The 17,488-nt window shown below is 69.1% G+C and carries 17 protein-coding genes and 1 tRNA gene; 12 read left to right on the top strand and 6 right to left on the bottom strand.

The window, feature by feature from the left end:
• Positions 1-19 precede the first annotated feature (19 nt).
• Entirely contained in the window at positions 20-526 is a 507-nt protein-coding gene (locus tag O6P37_RS12715; RefSeq protein ID WP_269894395.1) for a Dps family protein, read from the top strand.
• Positions 527-555: 29 nt separating this feature from the next.
• Complete coding sequence (locus O6P37_RS12720) at positions 556-999, top strand: SRPBCC family protein (protein ID WP_269894396.1); 444 nt, start codon at positions 556-558, stop codon at positions 997-999.
• On the opposite strand, the gene O6P37_RS12725 is transcribed toward O6P37_RS12720, so the two are convergent.
• A complete protein-coding gene (locus tag O6P37_RS12725) occupies positions 985-2,238 on the bottom strand; it encodes an adenylate/guanylate cyclase domain-containing protein (protein WP_408633164.1) in 1,254 nt (417 codons plus the stop codon). The genes O6P37_RS12720 and O6P37_RS12725 overlap by 15 nt on opposite strands.
• A 93-nt stretch (positions 2,239-2,331) precedes the next feature.
• Positions 2,332-2,408: transfer RNA gene (locus O6P37_RS12730), tRNA-Leu, on the bottom strand.
• A 71-nt stretch (positions 2,409-2,479) separates the two neighbouring features.
• On the opposite strand from O6P37_RS12730, the gene O6P37_RS12735 reads away from it, so the two are divergent.
• The 7 genes from O6P37_RS12735 (at position 2,480) to O6P37_RS12765 (ending at position 9,740) form a co-directional block, all read left to right on the top strand.
• Positions 2,480-3,133 carry an ANTAR domain-containing response regulator gene (locus O6P37_RS12735; RefSeq protein ID WP_269894397.1) on the top strand — a complete coding sequence of 218 codons (654 nt, stop codon included), beginning with the start codon at positions 2,480-2,482 and terminating at the stop codon, positions 3,131-3,133.
• A gap of 185 nt (positions 3,134-3,318) precedes the next feature.
• Complete coding sequence (locus O6P37_RS12740; RefSeq protein WP_264015236.1) at positions 3,319-4,539, top strand: branched-chain amino acid ABC transporter substrate-binding protein; 1,221 nt, start codon at positions 3,319-3,321, stop codon at positions 4,537-4,539.
• A 99-nt stretch (positions 4,540-4,638) separates the two neighbouring features.
• Positions 4,639-5,676, top strand: a complete 1,038-nt coding sequence (locus O6P37_RS12745) for a branched-chain amino acid ABC transporter permease (RefSeq protein ID WP_269894398.1) — start codon at positions 4,639-4,641, stop codon at positions 5,674-5,676.
• On the top strand, positions 5,673-6,857 hold the full coding sequence (locus tag O6P37_RS12750) for a branched-chain amino acid ABC transporter permease (RefSeq protein WP_269894399.1): 1,185 nt from the start codon (positions 5,673-5,675) through the stop codon (positions 6,855-6,857). The genes O6P37_RS12745 and O6P37_RS12750 overlap by 4 nt, the downstream gene beginning before the upstream one ends.
• A gap of 26 nt (positions 6,858-6,883) precedes the next feature.
• A complete protein-coding gene (locus tag O6P37_RS12755) occupies positions 6,884-7,711 on the top strand; it encodes an ABC transporter ATP-binding protein (protein WP_264015255.1) in 828 nt (275 codons plus the stop codon).
• On the top strand, positions 7,695-8,435 hold the full coding sequence (locus tag O6P37_RS12760; protein WP_264015239.1) for an ABC transporter ATP-binding protein: 741 nt from the start codon (positions 7,695-7,697) through the stop codon (positions 8,433-8,435). The genes O6P37_RS12755 and O6P37_RS12760 overlap by 17 nt, the downstream gene beginning before the upstream one ends.
• Positions 8,436-8,519: 84 nt before the next feature.
• Positions 8,520-9,740 (top strand): branched-chain amino acid ABC transporter substrate-binding protein, encoded by a 1,221-nt coding sequence (locus O6P37_RS12765; RefSeq protein ID WP_269894400.1) that lies wholly within the window; start codon positions 8,520-8,522, stop codon positions 9,738-9,740.
• Between the two features lie 11 nt (positions 9,741-9,751).
• Here the strand turns inward: O6P37_RS12765 and O6P37_RS12770 are convergent, their stop codons facing one another.
• On the bottom strand, positions 9,752-10,963 hold the full coding sequence (locus tag O6P37_RS12770) for a lipid-transfer protein (protein ID WP_269894401.1): 1,212 nt from the start codon (positions 10,961-10,963) through the stop codon (positions 9,752-9,754).
• Positions 10,963-11,400, bottom strand: a complete 438-nt coding sequence (locus O6P37_RS12775; RefSeq protein WP_264015242.1) for a Zn-ribbon domain-containing OB-fold protein — start codon at positions 11,398-11,400, stop codon at positions 10,963-10,965. The genes O6P37_RS12770 and O6P37_RS12775 overlap by 1 nt, the downstream gene beginning before the upstream one ends.
• Before the next feature lie 164 nt (positions 11,401-11,564).
• Between O6P37_RS12775 and O6P37_RS12780 the strand changes: the two genes are divergently transcribed.
• A complete protein-coding gene (locus O6P37_RS12780) occupies positions 11,565-11,912 on the top strand; it encodes a hypothetical protein (RefSeq protein WP_269894402.1) in 348 nt (115 codons plus the stop codon).
• On the opposite strand, the gene O6P37_RS12785 is transcribed toward O6P37_RS12780, so the two are convergent.
• Positions 11,906-12,580, bottom strand: coding sequence for an alpha/beta fold hydrolase (locus O6P37_RS12785; RefSeq protein ID WP_269894403.1), 675 nt, complete (start codon positions 12,578-12,580; stop codon positions 11,906-11,908). The two genes, O6P37_RS12780 and O6P37_RS12785, sit on opposite strands and share 7 nt — an antisense overlap.
• Before the next feature lie 70 nt (positions 12,581-12,650).
• On the opposite strand from O6P37_RS12785, the gene O6P37_RS12790 reads away from it, so the two are divergent.
• Together O6P37_RS12790 and polA are read left to right on the top strand one after the other, a co-directional pair.
• Positions 12,651-13,541 carry a LysR substrate-binding domain-containing protein gene (locus O6P37_RS12790; protein ID WP_269894404.1) on the top strand — a complete coding sequence of 297 codons (891 nt, stop codon included), beginning with the start codon at positions 12,651-12,653 and terminating at the stop codon, positions 13,539-13,541.
• A 79-nt stretch (positions 13,542-13,620) separates the two neighbouring features.
• Entirely contained in the window at positions 13,621-16,281 is a 2,661-nt protein-coding gene (gene polA / locus O6P37_RS12795) for a DNA polymerase I (protein WP_269894495.1), read from the top strand.
• Between the two features lie 15 nt (positions 16,282-16,296).
• Here the strand turns inward: polA and O6P37_RS12800 are convergent, their stop codons facing one another.
• On the bottom strand, positions 16,297-17,472 hold the full coding sequence (locus tag O6P37_RS12800) for a PrsW family intramembrane metalloprotease (RefSeq protein ID WP_269894405.1): 1,176 nt from the start codon (positions 17,470-17,472) through the stop codon (positions 16,297-16,299).
• Positions 17,473-17,488: the final 16 nt, after the last annotated feature.

A 17,488-nucleotide genomic window follows, 5' to 3' on the forward strand; every position in this document is an offset into this window, starting at 1 on the left:
AGGCAACGTTGTATCGATCATGACGACAACGACAGTGAAGACGGCGGCACGCCGCACCGAAGCAGAAATCCAGGGCTTTGTGGCCTCCACCGAACTGAGCGCCAGCCTGCAGCGAGTCCTCGTCGACCTCATCGAACTCCATCTCCAGGGCAAGCAGGCGCACTGGAACGTCGTGGGCACCAACTTCCGCGACCTGCACCTGCAACTCGACGAACTGGTCGACTTCGCGCGCGAGGGCAGCGACACCATCGCCGAGCGCATGCGCGCACTCGACGCCGTACCGGACGGCCGGTCGAACACCGTGGCGGCGACCACCACGCTGCCGGAATTCCCGGCCTACGAGCACAGCACCGCCGACGTGGTGGACTTCATCACCGCCAGGATCTACGCCACGGTCGACACCCTGCGCACCGTCCACGACGCGGTCGACGCCGAGGATCCCAGCACCGCCGACATCCTGCACGGCCTGATCGACGGACTCGAGAAGCTGGCCTGGCTGATCAAGTCGGAGAACCGCAAGGTCTAGCCGAGAGCACAGGCGGGTACACCTGCGGCGTGACTGTGACAAGAGACATCGCCGCGTCACGCCGACAGGTGTGGGACGTGCTGGCCGACGGATGGACCTACTCCCAGTGGGTGGTGGGCAACAGCCGGATGCGGGCGGTCGACCCGAACTGGCCCGGACCCGGCAGCAGGATCCACCACTCCATCGGGGTGTGGCCGGCCGTCCTCGACGACGAGACCGTCGTGGAGAAGGCCGTTCCGACCCAAGAACTCGTCCTGCACGCGAAGGGCAGGCCCTTCGGCGGCGCCCGGGTGGTCCTGAAGCTGTCCGACACTCCTGACGGCTGCCGGGTGCAGATGGAGGAGTATCCGATCAGCGGGCTCGGCAAGCTGATGCCCGACAAGCTGTCCGACATGGCGGCCTGGCCGCGCAACCGGGAATCGTTGCGGCGGTTGGCCTTCATCGCCGAGCGCCGGGCGTCAGCCGAGGGGTGACGTCATGGTCGGCGCGGCCACCTCGACCGCGCCGCGGACCGCCTCGTCGTCGCGTCGGCCCGTCAGGTACCAGGTGCGCATCACGCCCTTGCCCTTGACGTCGACGTCGCCGCGCTCCTCGAATTCGAACGCGTGGCGGATGCGTTCGTAGACCTGGTGGGGCACCTGTATCCGGCCCTCGACGTCGGTGCTCTCCATCCGTGAGGCGACGTTGACGGCGTCGCCCCACACGTCGTAGAAGAATTTCCGGGCGCCCACCACACCGGCCACCACGGGCCCCGCCGCCAGCCCGATCCGCAGCGGCACGGCCCGCCCGCCCGGGTCGGTGAGGTCGGCCACCGCGTCGGCCATGTCGAGCGCCAGGCAGGCCAGTGCCTCGACGTGGTCGGGCCGCTCCCGCGGCACCCCACTGACCACCATGTACGAGTCGCCGCTGGTCTTCACCTTCTCCAGGCCGTGCCGGTCGACGAGTGCGTCGAGGTCGGTGTAGAGCCGGTCGAGGAAGCGCACCAGATCGGTCGGCGAGGTGTCACTGGCCCGTTTGGTGTAGCCGGCGATGTCGGCGAAAAGGATCGAGGCGTCGTCGTACTTGTCGGCGATGATCGTGTGCGCCGGATCCTTGAGCCGCGCCGCGATGCTCGCGGGCAGGATGTTGGCGAGCAGCTTCTCCGACCTCTGGTACTCCGACTCCATGGCGGCCTCGGCCCGGTCGATCTCGCGCAGCGCGAACCACACCGTCGCGAACACCATCACCGTCGAGAAGACGGCAGAGGAGATGAAGCCGACGGTCAGCGTCCACGCGGGCGCGATCCCACGGTCGGCGGGCACGGTCAGCTCGAGCGCGATCGTGCCCGCCACACCGAGGGTGACCAGGATCGCCGACAGCACTATCCGCTCGGTGCCGAGCACCAGCACCACTAGCGACGCCGACACCAGGAAGTACAACTGCAGGCCGGAATCGGTGCCGATGGAGAAGCAGATGAACCCGATCGACAGGTAGGAGAAGACGAAGAAGGTCAGCGGTGCGACCAGTGCGCCGAACCGGTACAGCACCGGGATCAGCAGAAACACCGCCGTGGACGCGAGGTTGAGCCAGCCGAGAGCCGCGAACTTGCCGGCGAACGTGAGCTGGAACAGCCCGAACAGACCGGACACCAAGGCGGCGATGTACGTCGCGATGGTGAGCACCCGCAACCGGCTGAGGACGCTCTGCGCATAGTGCTGGGTGCGGGCGGGCATGCGGTGGTCGCGGGCCACGTCGGGCATGCAGATCGCCCGCCGGAACTCGCTGATCGCCACGGGTCGAAGCGTATCGCCGCAGGAGACGCGGGTTGGTGCCCTCGGTGAGATTCGAACTCACACTGGACGGGTTTTGAATCCGTTTCCTCTGCCAGTTGGGATACGAGGGCCTGGCGGCCTACCACGATAGAGGATGGCCCCGAGGTCGCTGATCGCGTGGGTAACCGCCACAATGTGAGCCATGACGGCATCCCACACCGGGCCCCCATCGGGCGCAGCGCCAGCACGCCGGGTTCTCATCGCCGAGGACGAGGCGCTCATCCGGATGGATCTGGCGGAGATGCTGCGCGAGGAGGGCTACGAGGTCGTCGGCGAGGCCGGTGACGGGCAGGAAGCCGTCGAACTGGCCGAGCGCCTCAACCCCGACCTGGTGATCATGGACGTCAAGATGCCGCGCCGGGACGGCATCGACGCGGCGTCGGAGATCGCGGCCAAGCGGATCGCCCCGATCGTCATCCTCACCGCGTTCAGCCAGCGCGACCTGGTCGAGCGGGCCCGTGACGCCGGCGCGATGGCCTATCTGGTGAAACCGTTCAACGCCTCCGATCTGATCCCGGCGATCGAGGTGGCGGTCAGCCGGTTCAGTGAGATCAGCGCGCTGGAGTCCGAGGTGGCGTCACTGTCGGAGCGGCTGGAGACCCGAAAGCTCGTCGAGCGGGCGAAGGGCCTGCTGCAGTCCAAGCAGGGGATGACCGAACCCGAGGCGTTCAAGTGGATCCAGCGTGCGGCCATGGACCGCCGGACCACCATGAAACGCGTCGCCGAGGTGGTTCTGGAGACGCTCGACGAGCCCGACGGCGGGCCCGCGGCAGGCCAGCCGCCGCGGCACACGTAAACACTGCGTTTCCGTATCCGTCGTTCGGCGCGGTCACCAGGCGTCGATCGCGGCACGCATTTCCCAACACGACGCACCACGGCCATGCGGCGGCTATGTTCTTTCCCGAAACGACGTACTTTTCGATCCGACGTATGCCCGATCCATGCTCTGCCCCGAATTGCCCTTCTACCGGGAGGTGACACGTGCGCCGTAGCGCGACACGGAGTGCTTTCGCTCTGACCACTGCAGGCCTGCTCGTCCTCGGCATCGCCGGCTGCTCCGAGCAGTCCGCGCCCGAACAGGAGGGCGGCGGCCAATCGAACCTGAAGATCGTCGAACAGGTGCAGATCGACCAGGCGGGCGCCGAGGTGCCTGCGGGCAACACGGGCACGCCGGCCGATCCGGCCGGTGACGGGCAGGCCCGCTGCGAGCCGGTCTCGATCGCCATGGCCGGCGCGCTCACCGGTCCCGACGCGGCACTCGGCATCAACATCGAGCGCGGCGCGCGGCTGGCCATCGACAAGCACAACGCCGCCAACCCCAATTGCCAGGTGAACCTGCAGACCTTCGACACCCAGGGCAACGAGCAGACCGCCAGCGGTATCGCGCCGCGCATCATCAACGACGCGTCGATCCGGGCGCTGATCGGGCCGGCGTTCTCCGGCGAGACCGAGGCCACCGGCAAGCAGTTCAGCGATGCCGGGCTGGTCGCCACCACGGCCTCGGCGACCCGCGTGTCGCTCTCCGAGAACGGCTGGCGCACCTTCTTCCGCGGCCTCGCCAACGACGGGGTGCAGGGACCGGCGGTCGCGAACTACCTGAAGAACAACCTCAAGTACTCGAAGGTCTGCGTCATCGACGACAGCACGGCCTACGGCACCGGCCTGGCCGAGACGTTGCGCACCACCCTCGGGCCCGCCGCCGACGCCGGCTGCAGCGGCCAGATCAAGAAGGGCGAGAAGGACTTCTCGGCCACGGTGAATAAGGTCAGCGGCGCCTCGCCCGATGCGATCTTCTTCAGCGGCTACTACTCCGAGGCCGCACCGCTGGTGCAGCAGCTGCGCGACGGCGGCGTGACCGCGACGTTCGTCTCGGCCGACGGCACCAAGGACCAGCAGTTCGTCGACCAGGCGGGCGATTCCTCCAAGGATGCGCTGCTGTCCTGCCCGTGCGGACCCGCCCCGGCTGAGTTCGCCAAGGAGTACACCGAGAAGTTCGACGCCGAGCCGGGCACGTACAGCACGGAGGGCTACGACCTGGCCACGATCCTGCTCAAGGGCATCGACGCAGGCAAGGTCGCCCGCCCGGATCTGCTGGAGCACGTCCGCACGTACAACGCCCCGGGCGTGGCGCGCAACTACCAGTGGACGCCCAACGGTGAGCTCACCACGAATCTGATCTGGATCTACAAGGTCCAGTCGTAGTCGCAAAGTGACGACGGGACGCGCCCGGACCGAAAGGCTCGGGCGCGTTTCCGTTTTCCGAACCCGTCGAACAGACCTGAAAAGGAGCTCCCGCGCAGGATGATTCACGACTGCCTGGCCCAGTGCGTGATGACCGCGGCCGACATCAACTTCGATGTCGACGCGCTCCGGAGTGGCTTCCTCGGCCTCACCATCGACGGGTTGTCATGGGGGGCGATCTACGCGCTCGTCGCGGTGGGCTACACGCTGGTGTTCGGCGTGCTGAGGCTGATCAACTTCGCCCACTCCGAGATCTTCATGCTCGGCATGTTCGGCGCCTACTTCGCGCTCGACATGGTCCTCGGCTTCCGCCCGAGCGGCAACGCCTACGCGGTCGGGATCGTCAGCACCATCTTCTATCTCATCGTCGCCGCGGTGTTCGCGATGCTGGTGTCCGGCGGCGCCGCGGTCGGCCTGGAAGCCGTCGCCTACCGGCCGCTGCGAAAACGCAATGCGCGGCCGCTGACGTTCCTCATCACCGCGATCGGCATGTCGTTCATCCTCCAGCAGTTCGTGCTGTTCATCCTGCCGCGGATCATCCCGGGCTATGGCGGCCCGAACGCACAGCAGCCGATCCGGCTGGTGGAACCCGAGATCCAGTTCAGGATCTTCGGCGCGCCGGTCACCAACATCACGCTCATCATCGTGATCGCCGCCCTGGCGTTCGCGCTGCTGGCCGACACCGCCATCAACCGCACCAAGTTCGGCCGCGGGATCCGCGCCGTCGCACAGGATCCCACCACCGCGACGCTGATGGGGGTGTCGCGCGAGCGGGTGATCATGCTGACCTTCCTGATCGGCGGCCTGCTGGCCGGCGTGGCCGCGCTGCTGTACACGCTCAAGGTGCCGCAGGCGATCGTGTTCTACGGCGGATTCGTGCTCGGCATCAAGGCATTCGCGGCGGCGGTGCTCGGCGGGATCGGCAACCTGCGCGGCGCGCTGCTCGGCGGGCTGCTGCTCGGCGTGATCGAGAACTACGGCCAGGCGCTGTTCGGCACGCAGTGGCGCGACGTCATCGCGTTCGGTCTGCTGGTGCTCGTGCTGCTGATCCGGCCGACGGGCATACTCGGCGAGAGCCTGGGGAAGGCACGCGTATGACCGCCCCGACGACCGCGAAGTCGAGCACGTTGCTCGCCCCCGGCGACGCGCTGCGCCGAAGGTGGGACGATCTGCCGCGGCCCGCGAAGTGGGTGGCAGGCGTCTTCCTCTTCGGATTCCTGGCGCTGCTGCCGCTGTTCCCGCCGCCGTTCCTCGACACGCCCGGCACCAGCCTGGGGGTGACGATGGCGCAGTTCGTGATGATCGCGCTGATCGCCGTCGGCCTCAACGTGGTCGTCGGCCAGGCGGGGTTGCTCGACCTCGGCTATGTCGGCTTTTACGCCGTCGGCGCCTACACCGTCGCCCTGCTGACCAGCCCGTCGAGCCCGTGGAACCTGATGGGCTGGAACGCCTTCTTCAACTCCGACTGGGCGTGGTTGTCGTGCGTGCCGCTGGCGATGGCGTTCACCGCGCTGTCGGGCCTGATCCTCGGCACGCCGACCCTGCGGCTGCGTGGCGACTACCTCGCGATCGTGACACTGGGCTTCGGCGAGATCATCCGCCTGGTCGCCGACAACCTGCAGAGCGTGACCAACGGCCCGCGCGGGCTCGGCGGCCTGGCGTACCCCCACGTCGGTGAGCATCCCGGGTTCCCCGGGTACTTCTCCAGCGGGAACACCGCCGCCAACACCAATTCGGGCACCTGGTGGTTCTGGCTGGGCCTGATCCTGCTCGCGGCCGTGCTGCTGCTGGTGGGGAACCTGGAACGAAGCCGGGTTGGCCGGGCGTGGGTGGCGATCCGTGAGGACGAGGACGCCGCAGAGGTGATGGGCGTCAACGCCTTCAAGTTCAAACTGTGGGCCTTCGTCATCGGCGCAGGCATCGGCGGCCTGTCCGGGGCGCTCTATGCCGGCCAGGTCCAGTTCGTCTCGCCGATGAGCTTCAACATCATCAACTCGATGCTCTTCCTGTGCGCGGTGGTGCTCGGCGGGTCAGGCAACAAGCTCGGGGTCGTGTTCGGTGCGTTCGTCATCGTGTACCTGCCGAACCGGCTGATGGGCGTCGAGTTCCTCGGCGTCAACATGGACCAGTTGAAGTTCCTGTTCTTCGGACTCGCCCTGGTGGTGCTGATGATCTTCCGCCCCGAGGGGCTGTTCCCGGTGCGCCAGCAGTTGCTGGCCTACAGCAGGGCGGCCAAACGGCTGTTGCGGTCCACCGACAAGACGGAGGCGACGCCGTGACCGAACCCGTCGCCGGCGACGGCACGCTGATCGACGAGGATCTCGCTGCGCTGCACCGCGAGATCAGCGTCGACGAGGGCGAGGCGCTGCTGAAGGTGCAGGACCTCACCGTCCGGTTCGGCGGGCTGGTCGCGCTCGACGCGGTGAACTTCGACATCCGGCGCGGCGAGATCCTCGGCCTCATCGGGCCCAACGGCGCGGGCAAGACCACCTGCTTCAACGCCATCACCGGCGTGTACCGCCCCAGTGCGGGAACGGTGACGTTCGACGGCGCACCGCTGGGCCGGATCAAGCGGCACCAGATCACCCGCCGCGGCATCGCCCGCACCTTCCAGAACATCCGGCTCTTCGGTGAGATGACCGCGCTGGAGAACGTCGTCGTCGGCACCGACGCCCGGCACAAGACGTCGGTGCCCGGGGCTCTGATCCGGTCACCGCGGCACCGCAGGGAGGAGCGCGACGCCGTGGAGCGCGCGGCCGCACTGCTGCAGTTCGTCGGCATCGCCGCGCGCGGTGAGGAGAAGGCGAAGAACCTGCCCTACGGTGATCAGCGCCGGCTGGAGATCGCCCGCGCACTGGCCACCGAGCCGAAGTTGCTGTGCCTCGACGAACCCGCCGCCGGGTTCAACCCGGGTGAGAAGTCGGCGCTGATCGAGTTGATCCAGAAGATCAGGGACGACGGCTACACCGTGCTGCTGATCGAACACGACATGCGGCTGGTCATGGGTGTCACCGACCGCATCGTGGTGCTCGAGTTCGGCCGCAAGATCGCCGACGGCCTGCCGGCCGAGATCCGTGAGAACCCTGCGGTGATCGCCGCCTACCTGGGGGTGCCCGATGACGAGCTCGAATAGCGGCGACCCGATCCTCGAGCTGCGCGACGTCGCCGTCCACTACGGCAGGATCCAGGCGCTGCACGGCATCTCGCTGACCGTGCGGGAGGGTGAACTGGTCACGCTGCTCGGCAGCAACGGAGCGGGCAAGACCACCACGATGCGTGCCATCTCGGGCCTGCGCCCGCTCAGCTCCGGGTCGGTCTGGTTCGAGGGCCGCGACATCTCGCGGGTCAAGGCGCACAAGCGGGTCGGCCACGGGCTCATCCAGGCGCCGGAGGGCCGCGGCGTGTTCCCCGGCATGACGGTCACCGAGAACCTCGAGATGGGTTGCTACGGACGCAAGTTCCCCAACCGGGCCGCCCATCGCGAACGGCTGGACTGGGTGTTCGAGACCTTTCCCCGGCTGGGGGAGCGGCGCGACCAGGTGGGCGGCACGCTCTCCGGCGGTGAGCAGCAGATGCTCGCGATCGGCCGGGCCCTGATGGCGCGGCCGCGGGTGCTGCTGCTCGACGAGCCGTCGATGGGTCTGGCGCCGATGGTGATCTCGCAGATCTTCGGCATCATCGCCCAGATCAACTCCGAGGGCACCACCGTGCTGCTCGTCGAGCAGAACGCCCAGCAGGCGCTGAGCCGGTCGAACCGGGCCTACATCCTGGAGACCGGGGAGATCACCCGGGAGGGTAAGGCGCGCGATCTGCTCCACGACGACGCGGTGCGGGCCGCCTACCTCGGCGTCGCCTGAAACCGGCGGAGCCACGCCCGCACACCCTAAGGTGTGGTAAGCGTAGGGGCTCGTCGGTGGTGAGCGGGGGGAAGTGAGTGCGGCGTGACTGAGCCGGGGGTGCGGCGGTCGCGTCGCCGGGTGACCGTGCTGGCCGCGGTCGCCTTGGCGGGGCTGCTGGCCGCGGGCGTGGTGGCCGCGGTGCGGCTGCAACCGACCCGCTTCGCGTTGGTCCCGAGGGCCGAGATCGGCATGGACGGCGCGGTTCTCGACAGGCCGGATCCGGCGCCGGGGCCGGTGGACCCGGCCGGTGACGGCAAGGCCGTGTGCGCGCTGGTGTCCATCGCCGTCGCGGGGCCGCTGACCACCGCTCGCGCGCCGACGGGGACGGGCGTCCGCGACGGGGTGCGGTTGGCCGTCGACGACCACAACGACGCCAACCCCGGCTGCCAGGTGCAACTCAAGGAACTCGACACCGACGGCGCCGACCCGATGCCGCCGGGAGCGGGGTTGCAGATCGTCGACGACGTCTACACGATCGGGATGATCGGCCCCGCGTCGTCCGAGATCAGTGACGAGTTGCGGGACGCCCTGGCCCGTAGCGGCTTGGTCACCGTCGCCGCGTCGGCGGGCACCCACACCGCCCCTGCGGGTGGCCGCGCCGCCTTCTTCCGGGGGATCGCCGGGCTGACCGCGCAGGGCAGCGCCGTGGCCCGCTACCTGACGGGTCCTGCGAACTACCGCAGGGTCTGCGTCGCGGACGACGGGACGCCGCACGGTTCGGGTCTCGCGCAGGCGGTGACCACCGCGCTGAACCCGTCACTCGTCAGCTGCGGCGGACTACAAACGTTGCGCGACAACGACATCGACGCCATCGCCGAGTCGATCGGCACGGCCGCGCCGGACGCCGTGTACTTCGGTGGATCTGCGGCGCAGGCGGGCGAACTGTTGCAGCGGCTCCGTGATCGCGGCGTCGGCGCGGCGCTGCTCTCGGCCGCTGAGGCCGACGGTGAGGCGTTGTTCGGCTATGTCGGCGAAGACCCCGACGGAGTGTCGGTCGCACTGCCCTACGGTCCGGACCCGGGCTGGTTCTCCGACGACTTTGCGGCCAAGTTCGACAGTGCGCCAGGCGATCTCACCGCCGTCGGCTACGACCTGGCGACCATCATGTTGCGCGGCATCGACTCCGGCATGCTGACCCGCCCGCAGATGGCCGAATGGATCCGCGGCTACGACGGCCAGGGTGTGGCGCACCGCTACCGCTGGGCGGCCGACGGCGAGCTGACCGAGCCGACGGTCTGGCTCTACGACGTCGAGAGGCGCTGAGCGCCCCGCCGTCAGCGGGCCACGATCACCGACGAGCCGTGGCCGAACAGACCCTGATTGGCCGTCACACCTACCGTCGCACCTTCAACCTGCCGTCCGGTGGCCTGGCCCTTGAGCTGCCAGGTGAGTTCGCAGACCTGCGCGATCGCCTGCGCGGGAATGGCTTCGCCGAAGCAGGCCAGACCGCCCGACGGGTTGACCGGGATCCGTCCGCCGATGGCCGTCGCGCCGCTGCGCAACAGCTGCTCGGCCTCACCCTTCGGGCACAGGCCCAGGTGTTCGTACCAGTCGAGTTCCAGTGCGGTGGACAGGTCGTACACCTCGGCGACGCTGAGGTCCTCCGGCCCGATGCCGGCCTCGGCATAGGCCGCGTCGAGGATCTGGTCCTTGAACACGCGGTCGGGCGCGGGCACCACCGCGGTGGAGTCGGTGGCGATGTCCGGGAGTTCCGGCAGGTGCTGCGGGTAGCGCGGAGTCACCGTCGACACCGCCCGCACCGAGGGCACTCCCTCGGTGGAGCCGAGGTGCTTCTCGGTGAACGCCTTGTTCGCCACGATCAGGGCCGCCGCGCCGTCGGAGGTGGCGCAGATGTCGAGCAGCCGCAACGGGTCGGAGACCACCGGGCTGGCCAACACGTCCTCGATCGAGGTCTCCTTGCGGAAGCGGGCGTTCGGGTTCTCCAGCCCGTGCCTGGCGTTCTTCACCTTCACCGACGCGAAATCCTCGAGCGTGGCGCCGTACAGGTCCATTCGCCGGCGCGCCAGCATCGCGAAGTACACGGGGTTGGTGGCGCCGATCAGGTGGAAGCGCTGCCAGTCGGGGTCGTTGCGGCGTTCGCCGCCCACCGGCGCGAAGAAGCCCTTGGGGGTGGTGTCCGCGCCGATCACAAGGGCGACGTCGCAGAATCCCGCCAGGATCTGGGCGCGCGCGCTCTGCAGGGCCTGAGATCCGCTGGCGCAGGCCGCGTAGCTCGACGACACCGGCACGCCGTTCCAGCCGAGCTTCTGGGCGAAGGTCGCACCGGACACGAAGCCGGGGTAGCCGTTGCGGATGGTGTCGGCGCCGGCGACCAGCTGGATCTGCGTCCAGTCAAGTCCGGACTCGGCGAGCGCGGCACGGGCGGCGACCACGCCGTACTCGGTGAAGTCGCGGCCCCATTTGCCCCAGGGGTGCATGCCGGCGCCGAGGATGTAGAGCGGCTCGGGCGCTGTTGCTGGGCTCATCAGGCGATCCTCCAGGCGTGGACGATGCGTTCGACGCCGTCGTCGTCGGTGTAGAGCGGCATGGTCGTCAGTTCCATCTGCATGCCCACCCGCAGATCGGCGGCGAGCGTGCCGTCGACCACCTTGCCGAGCACGATCAGGCCTTCGTCGGCCAGTTCGACCGCGGCCACGGCGAACGGCTCGAACGGGTCCGGCGACGGATACGGCGGCGGTGGGGCGTACCGGTTCTCGGTGTAGCTCCACAGCGTGCCGCGCCGCGACAGCGGCACCTGGGCCAGGTCGTCGCCGTCGCAGCCGGGGTTGGGGCAGTTACCGGACCGGGGCGGGAACACGTAGGTGCCGCACTGGTGGCATTTGCCGCCGAGCAGATAGGGAGTTCCGGACCCGTCGGTGGCGAACCAGCCGTCGACGGCCGGTTGCGTTGCTGCTTCTGACACGCGGTCAGCGTACCGACCGACCGGGCAGAACTGAAACGTGTTCCAGTTTGATCATCGCTCCGAAGTCGGGATCGGTAGCGGCGGCTCCGCTGTGGACTTCGTACCGCACCGGACATTCGTCTCCGACAGCAGCGTCGGAGACCCGGGACAGATGCAGAGACATCATGGGACTGTTCACGAAGGCCAAGCAAGCGGCACAGCAGGCAGGCACCGTGTACGTGCGGGGCGCGGGACCGGTCGACCCGGCCCTGTTCGGTGGGCCGTCGACCCGCCCGGTCGCCGTGGACGATGCGATCTGGCAGCCGATCAACGGCTTCTCTCTGCAGGACTATGCCGACCTTGCCCGTCAGGCGCAGGCCCGGGGCGTCACCGACGAGGCCGGCATGATCGCCATCGCCCAGGAGAACGGCTTCGAGCCGGCCGACACGAAGGCGGCACTCGATGGCTGGGTGCGGCGGATGGGCGAGTCGATGGCGGTGGGGCAGCGGTTCCGCACGCTGCTCGGTTACTGAGCCCCGGCGTCGAGCAGGATGCGCAGCACGTCGTCCGGCTTGTCGCGCATCAGGTTGTGCTTGCCGTCGAGTTCGTGGACGTTCCAGGAGTCGTCGTCGCGGACCCGTTCGTAGGACGACCGCAGCGGCGAGTCGCCGGGCCAGTCGAGGGCGTAGACGAAGTCGCGACGACGGAACCGGCCGAGGTCGCCGGTGAGCCGGATCCGCTGCAGGAAGGACGCCAGCGGGTGCGCGGTGGCCCGCGGGTCGAAGAACGGCATCGGCGGCACCCCGTAGCCGGTGTCGTCGACGTCGAGGTACCACTCGCGTTCTTCGTCGTTGACCAGGTGCCAACAGGATTCGCCGTCGCGAGGCACCAGCGCGTCGAGGTACACCAGCGCGTCGACCCGGTCCGGGATGCGGTCGGCGACACCGGTGATCACCATGCCGCCGTAGCTGTGGCCGACGAGCACCAGGTCGTCGGCGTCGGTGTCGGCGCCCAGCGCAGTGACGACGTCGGTCACGTGGGTGTCCAGGTTGACACCGGCGTGCGCCAGGTGGGCGCGCTCGGCGACACCGGTGAGGGTGTAGCCCAGCACCCGGTGGCCGCGTCCGCGCAGCGCGTCGGTCAGGTCGTCAAAGCACCAGGCGCCGTGGCAGGCGCCGGGGATCAGCACGTAGGTGGTCATACGTCGACGGTGCGTGAGGAGCTGGTATAAGTCCAATACGAATTTGCGCGTAAAACTATAATCAACGCTTATGGAGCTCCGTCAGCTCGAGTACTTCGTCGCGGTGGCCGAGGAGGCGAACTTCACACGGGCGGCTGCACGGGTGCACGTCGCCCAGCCCGCGGTGAGCGCCCGGATCGCCCGTCTCGAGCGCGAACTGGGCCAGCCGCTGTTCGACCGCACCCGCCGGGCGGTACGGCTCACCGCGGCGGGTGAGGCGGTGCTGCCGCACGCACGTGCCGCGCTGGCCGCCGTGGGCGACGCCAGGACCGCGGTGGAGGAATTGGGCGACCTGGTCCGCGGTTCCGTGGCGATCGGCACGGTGACGGCGCACGGCGTCGACATGCCCGCTCTGCTCGCGGCCTTCCATGCGGCGCACCCGGCCGTGGAGATCACGCTCGGCACCGAGGACTCCGACGGGCTGATCGACGGCGTGCAGTCGGGACGGCTCGACCTCGCGATCGCCTCGGTCGGCCCAGACGAGGTGCCCGCCGGCCTGGCGGTCGAGGTGACCACCGACGAGGCGATCGAGGCGGTCGTCGGGCGCGGCGACCCGTGGTGGGGCCGCAGCCGGGTCTCGGTGCCCGCGCTGGCCGCCCGGCCGCTCATCGCGCTCCCGGCCGGCACCGGTATCCGCCGCAGGCTGGACGAGGCGTGCACCGCAGCGGGCGTCGCCGCCCGGATCGCGTTCGAGGCGAGCACGCCCGTCGAACTCGCCGACCTCGCCGCCCGCGGGCTTGGCGTCGCGATCGTGCCGCAGTCGGTGTCCCGGTCCCGCGACGACGTGCACCCGGTGTCCATCACGCCGCAGCTGCGCGGCCGCCTGGTGCTGGCGTGGCGGGCCGGTGGTCCGATGAGCCCGGCGGCCCGCGTCCTGGTCGGCATGGCCCGGGAGCGCGTGCGTGTCGGGGGCGGTGCCTAGAGTTAGGCGGGTGAGCCCCGCCCGTACCGCCACCGACAAGAAGAAGGCCGCCGCCGCGACGGACGACAGGCCGACGTTGATGCTGCTGGACGGCAATTCGCTGGCGTACCGGGCGTTCTACGCGCTGCCCGCCGAGAACTTCAAGACCCAGGGCGGCCTGACCACCAACGCCGTCTACGGGTTCACCGCCATGCTGATCAACCTGCTGCGCGACGAGAGCCCGTCCCATGTCGCGGCCGCGTTCGACGTGTCGCGGCAGACGTTCCGCGTCGAGAAGTATCCGGAGTACAAGGCCGGCCGCTCGTCGACGCCCGACGAGTTCCGCGGTCAGATCGACATCGCCAAGGAGGTGCTCGTCGCGCTCGGCATCGCCGTGCTGGCCGAGCCGGGGTTCGAGGCGGACGACATCATCGCCACCCTGGCCACCCAGGCAGAGGCGGAGGGGCACCGGGTGCTGGTGGTCACCGGTGACCGCGACGCACTGCAACTGGTCAGCGACAACGTCACAGTGCTGTACCCGCGCAAGGGGGTCAGCGAGCTCACCCGGTTCACCCCGGAGGCCGTGCAGGAGAAGTACGGCCTGACTCCCGCGCAGTATCCGGACTTCGCCGCGTTGCGGGGCGACCCCAGCGACAACCTGCCGGGCATCCCTGGAGTGGGGGAGAAGACGGCCACCAAGTGGATCGCCGAGTACGGATCGCTGCAGGCGCTGGTCGACCAGGTGGACACGGTCAAGGGCAAGGTCGGCGACGCCCTGCGGGCCAACCTGTCCAGCGTGGTGCTCAACCGTGAGCTGACCGACCTGGTCAAGGACGTGCCACTGGCCCACACCCCGGACACCCTGCGGATGCAGCCGTGGGACCGCGACCAGATCCACCGGCTCTTCGACGACCTCGAGTTCCGGGTGCTGCGCGACCGGCTGTTCGAGACCCTCGCCTCGGTCGACCCCGAGGTCGAGCACGGATTCGACTACAACGGCCGCGCCCTGGAACCCGGCGAGCTGGCGGCCTGGCTGTCCGAGCACAGCCTGGGCAACCGCTTCGGCCTCGCCGTCGTCGGCACCCATCTGGCCTACGACGCGGACGCCACCGCGCTGGCCATCGTGGCGGCCGACGGGGAGGGCCGCTACATCGACACCGCGACACTCGATCCCGAGGACGAGGCGGCCCTGGCGTCCTGGCTCGCCGACCCCGGGCCGCCGAAGGCGCTGCACGAGGCCAAGCTGGCGATGCACGACCTGGCCGGGCGCGGCTGGACTCTGCGGGGCGTCACCTCCGACACCGCGCTGGCGGCCTACCTGGTGCGCCCGGGGCAGCGCAGCTTCTCCCTCGACGATCTGTCGCTGCGGTACCTTCGCCGTGAGCTGCGGGCGGAAAACCCGGAGCAGCAACAACTCTCGCTGCTCGACGATTCCGACGGCGTCGATGACCAGGCCGTCCAGACGGTGATCCTGCGCGCTGTCGCGGTGCTCGATCTCGCGGACGCGCTCGACGAGGAACTGGCCCGCATCGACTCCTCGTCGCTCCTCGGCCGGATGGAGCTGCCGGTGCAGCGGGTGCTGGCCGACCTCGAGCACGCCGGCATCGCGGTCGACCTCGACCAGTTGCAGCAGCTGCAGAGCGAATTCGCCGACCAGATCCGTGATGCCGCGGAGGCGGCGTACGAGGTGATCGGCAAGCAGATCAATCTCGGCTCACCCAAACAGCTGCAGACGGTGCTGTTCGACGAGCTGGAGATGCCGAAGACGAAACGCACCAAGACCGGATACACCACCGACGCCGATGCCCTGCAGTCGCTGTTCGACAAGACCGGGCATCCGTTCCTGCAGCACCTGCTGACCCACCGCGACGCGACGCGGCTGAAGGTCACAGTCGACGGGCTGCTGAACTCGGTGGCGTCCGACGGGCGGATCCACACCACGTTCAACCAGACCATCGCCGCGACCGGCCGGCTGTCGTCGACGGAGCCGAACCTGCAGAACATCCCGATCCGCACCGAGGCCGGCCGGCGGATCCGCGACGCCTTCGTCGTCGGCGAGGGCTACGCGGAGCTGATGACGGCCGACTACAGCCAGATCGAGATGCGCATCATGGCGCACCTGTCCAAGGACGGCGGCCTGATCGAGGCGTTCCGCACCGGCGAAGACCTGCACTCGTTCGTCGCATCACGGGCGTTCTCGGTGCCCATCGACGAGGTGACCGCCGAACTGCGGCGGCGGGTCAAGGCGATGTCCTACGGCCTGGCCTACGGGCTGAGCGCCTACGGTCTGGCCGCTCAGCTCAAGATTTCGACCGAGGAGGCGAAGGTCCAGATGGACCAGTACTTCTCGCGGTTCGGCGGGGTGCGCGACTACCTGCAGTCCGTCGTCGACCAGGCCCGCAAGGTCGGCTACACCGAGACGGTGTTCGGCCGTCGCCGCTACCTGCCCGAACTCGACAGCAGCAACCGCAACGTCCGTGAGGCGGCGGAGCGGGCGGCGCTCAACGCCCCGATTCAGGGCAGCGCCGCGGACATCATCAAGGTCGCGATGATCGACACCGCGGCGGCGCTGGAGGAAGCCGGGCTGTCGTCGCGGATGTTGCTGCAGGTGCACGACGAGCTGCTGTTCGAGGTGGCGCCGGGCGAGCGCGACGCCGTGGAGGAGCTGGTGCGCGAGAAGATGGGCAGCGCCTATCCGCTCGACGTCCCGCTCGAGGTCTCCGTCGGATACGGCCGCAGTTGGGACGCCGCCGCGCACTAGGCGACGGCCAGCTGCTCAGCGACGGGGCCTGCCGCCCATCGCGCGGTAGCCCGCCATCGTGTGCAGCACCGGTGCGCCCGCCCGCGCGGCGCCGACCCAGTAGGCCTCTTCGTTCTGCAGCGCGAACACCCGCGGATCGCCGAAGCCCCGGTCGATGCGGTCGCGCACGAACGCGAGTTCGACGACCTGTGCGGCGAAGTCCTTGACCGCCTTGCCCGCGGCGCGGCCACCGAGCCGGGACGCCTCGGTGACCGCAGACTTGCGGGCGCCGAGCGACCCCAGCCAGGTCGCCTCGTTCGGGGTGACGAGTCCGGCCGCCAGCATGCCGGGCAGTTTCGCCGCGACGATCTGCTGTTCCCTGCGCCGGCTCGTCACCCCCAGCGCGATCGCCAGCGCGAAGATCGGCACCATCCAGAGCAGGTAGACCGCGAAGTAGAACTGCCAGCTCAGCAGCGAGGAGCCGTTCCACAGGGCGTGCATGAACACCGCGGCGCCGTAGCCGAGCAGGATGCAGCCGAACTTGGCGCCCGCGCCGCGCCGGTGCAGCGCGTAGTACACGCCGATCCCGAACATGGTGGTGAACAGCGAGTGCGCGAACGGCGCCATCACCAGCCGCATCGCGGCCGTGGCCAGCGAGTCGCCCAGCGATTCGCCGGCCGAGATGTAGAGGATGTCCTCCAGCCAGGTGAAGCCGGCGGCGACGATGCCCGCGTACACCAGGCAGTCGGTCAGCGAGTTCAGCTCGTTGCGCCGTCTGCCGGTCATCATGAGCAGCAGGAACGCGCCTTTGGCCGCCTCTTCGACCAGCGGTGCGCCCAACCACGTCGACACCGCGCTGGTCCCGTCCCCGCCGGGGTCGAGCACCGCCTCGAAGATCGCTCCCAGCACCAGCGACAACAGCACCGCCACCGAGGCGCCCCAGAGGAACGCGAAAATCAGCAGGCGCAGCGGCTCGGGCTCCCAGCGGTCGAGCCACAGGTAGGCCAGCACCACGACCGCGATGGCGACGGTCGACATGACGAAGCCGATCGCGGCGCCGACGGGGTTGAGCGCGGTCATGCCGATCACGAGCAGCCCGACCACGGTGCCGAGCAGGATGATCACGCCGATCGGTACACCGACTTTGCGGATCCGTTTCGGCAGACCGTGGTAATACGGTGGCCGGTGGTTTGCGGGCGCCCCAGGATGCACGTCAGCAGCGTAGCCA

The sequence above is a fragment of the Mycobacterium hippophais genome (assembly GCF_027529605.1).
Classification (GTDB): Bacteria; Actinomycetota; Actinomycetes; order Mycobacteriales; family Mycobacteriaceae; genus Mycobacterium; species Mycobacterium arseniciresistens.

Excerpts from the sequence above, each read along its gene's own strand:
- O6P37_RS12715 (WP_269894395.1), top strand. The coding sequence starts at position 20 with ATGACGACAACGACAGTGAAGACGGCGGCACGCCGCACCGAAGCAGAA.
- O6P37_RS12745 (WP_269894398.1), top strand. The coding sequence starts at position 4,639 with ATGATTCACGACTGCCTGGCCCAGTGCGTGATGACCGCGGCCGACATC.
- O6P37_RS12790 (WP_269894404.1), top strand. The coding sequence starts at position 12,651 with ATGGAGCTCCGTCAGCTCGAGTACTTCGTCGCGGTGGCCGAGGAGGCG.
- O6P37_RS12780 (WP_269894402.1), top strand. The coding sequence starts at position 11,565 with ATGGGACTGTTCACGAAGGCCAAGCAAGCGGCACAGCAGGCAGGCACC.
- O6P37_RS12770 (WP_269894401.1), bottom strand. The coding sequence starts at position 10,963 with ATGAGCCCAGCAACAGCGCCCGAGCCGCTCTACATCCTCGGCGCCGGC.
- O6P37_RS12735 (WP_269894397.1), top strand. The coding sequence starts at position 2,480 with ATGACGGCATCCCACACCGGGCCCCCATCGGGCGCAGCGCCAGCACGC.
- O6P37_RS12760 (WP_264015239.1), top strand. The coding sequence starts at position 7,695 with ATGACGAGCTCGAATAGCGGCGACCCGATCCTCGAGCTGCGCGACGTC.
- O6P37_RS12785 (WP_269894403.1), bottom strand. The coding sequence starts at position 12,580 with ATGACCACCTACGTGCTGATCCCCGGCGCCTGCCACGGCGCCTGGTGC.
- O6P37_RS12725 (WP_408633164.1), bottom strand. The coding sequence starts at position 2,238 with ATGCCCGCCCGCACCCAGCACTATGCGCAGAGCGTCCTCAGCCGGTTG.
- polA (WP_269894495.1), top strand. The coding sequence starts at position 13,621 with ATGCTGCTGGACGGCAATTCGCTGGCGTACCGGGCGTTCTACGCGCTG.
- O6P37_RS12750 (WP_269894399.1), top strand. The coding sequence starts at position 5,673 with ATGACCGCCCCGACGACCGCGAAGTCGAGCACGTTGCTCGCCCCCGGC.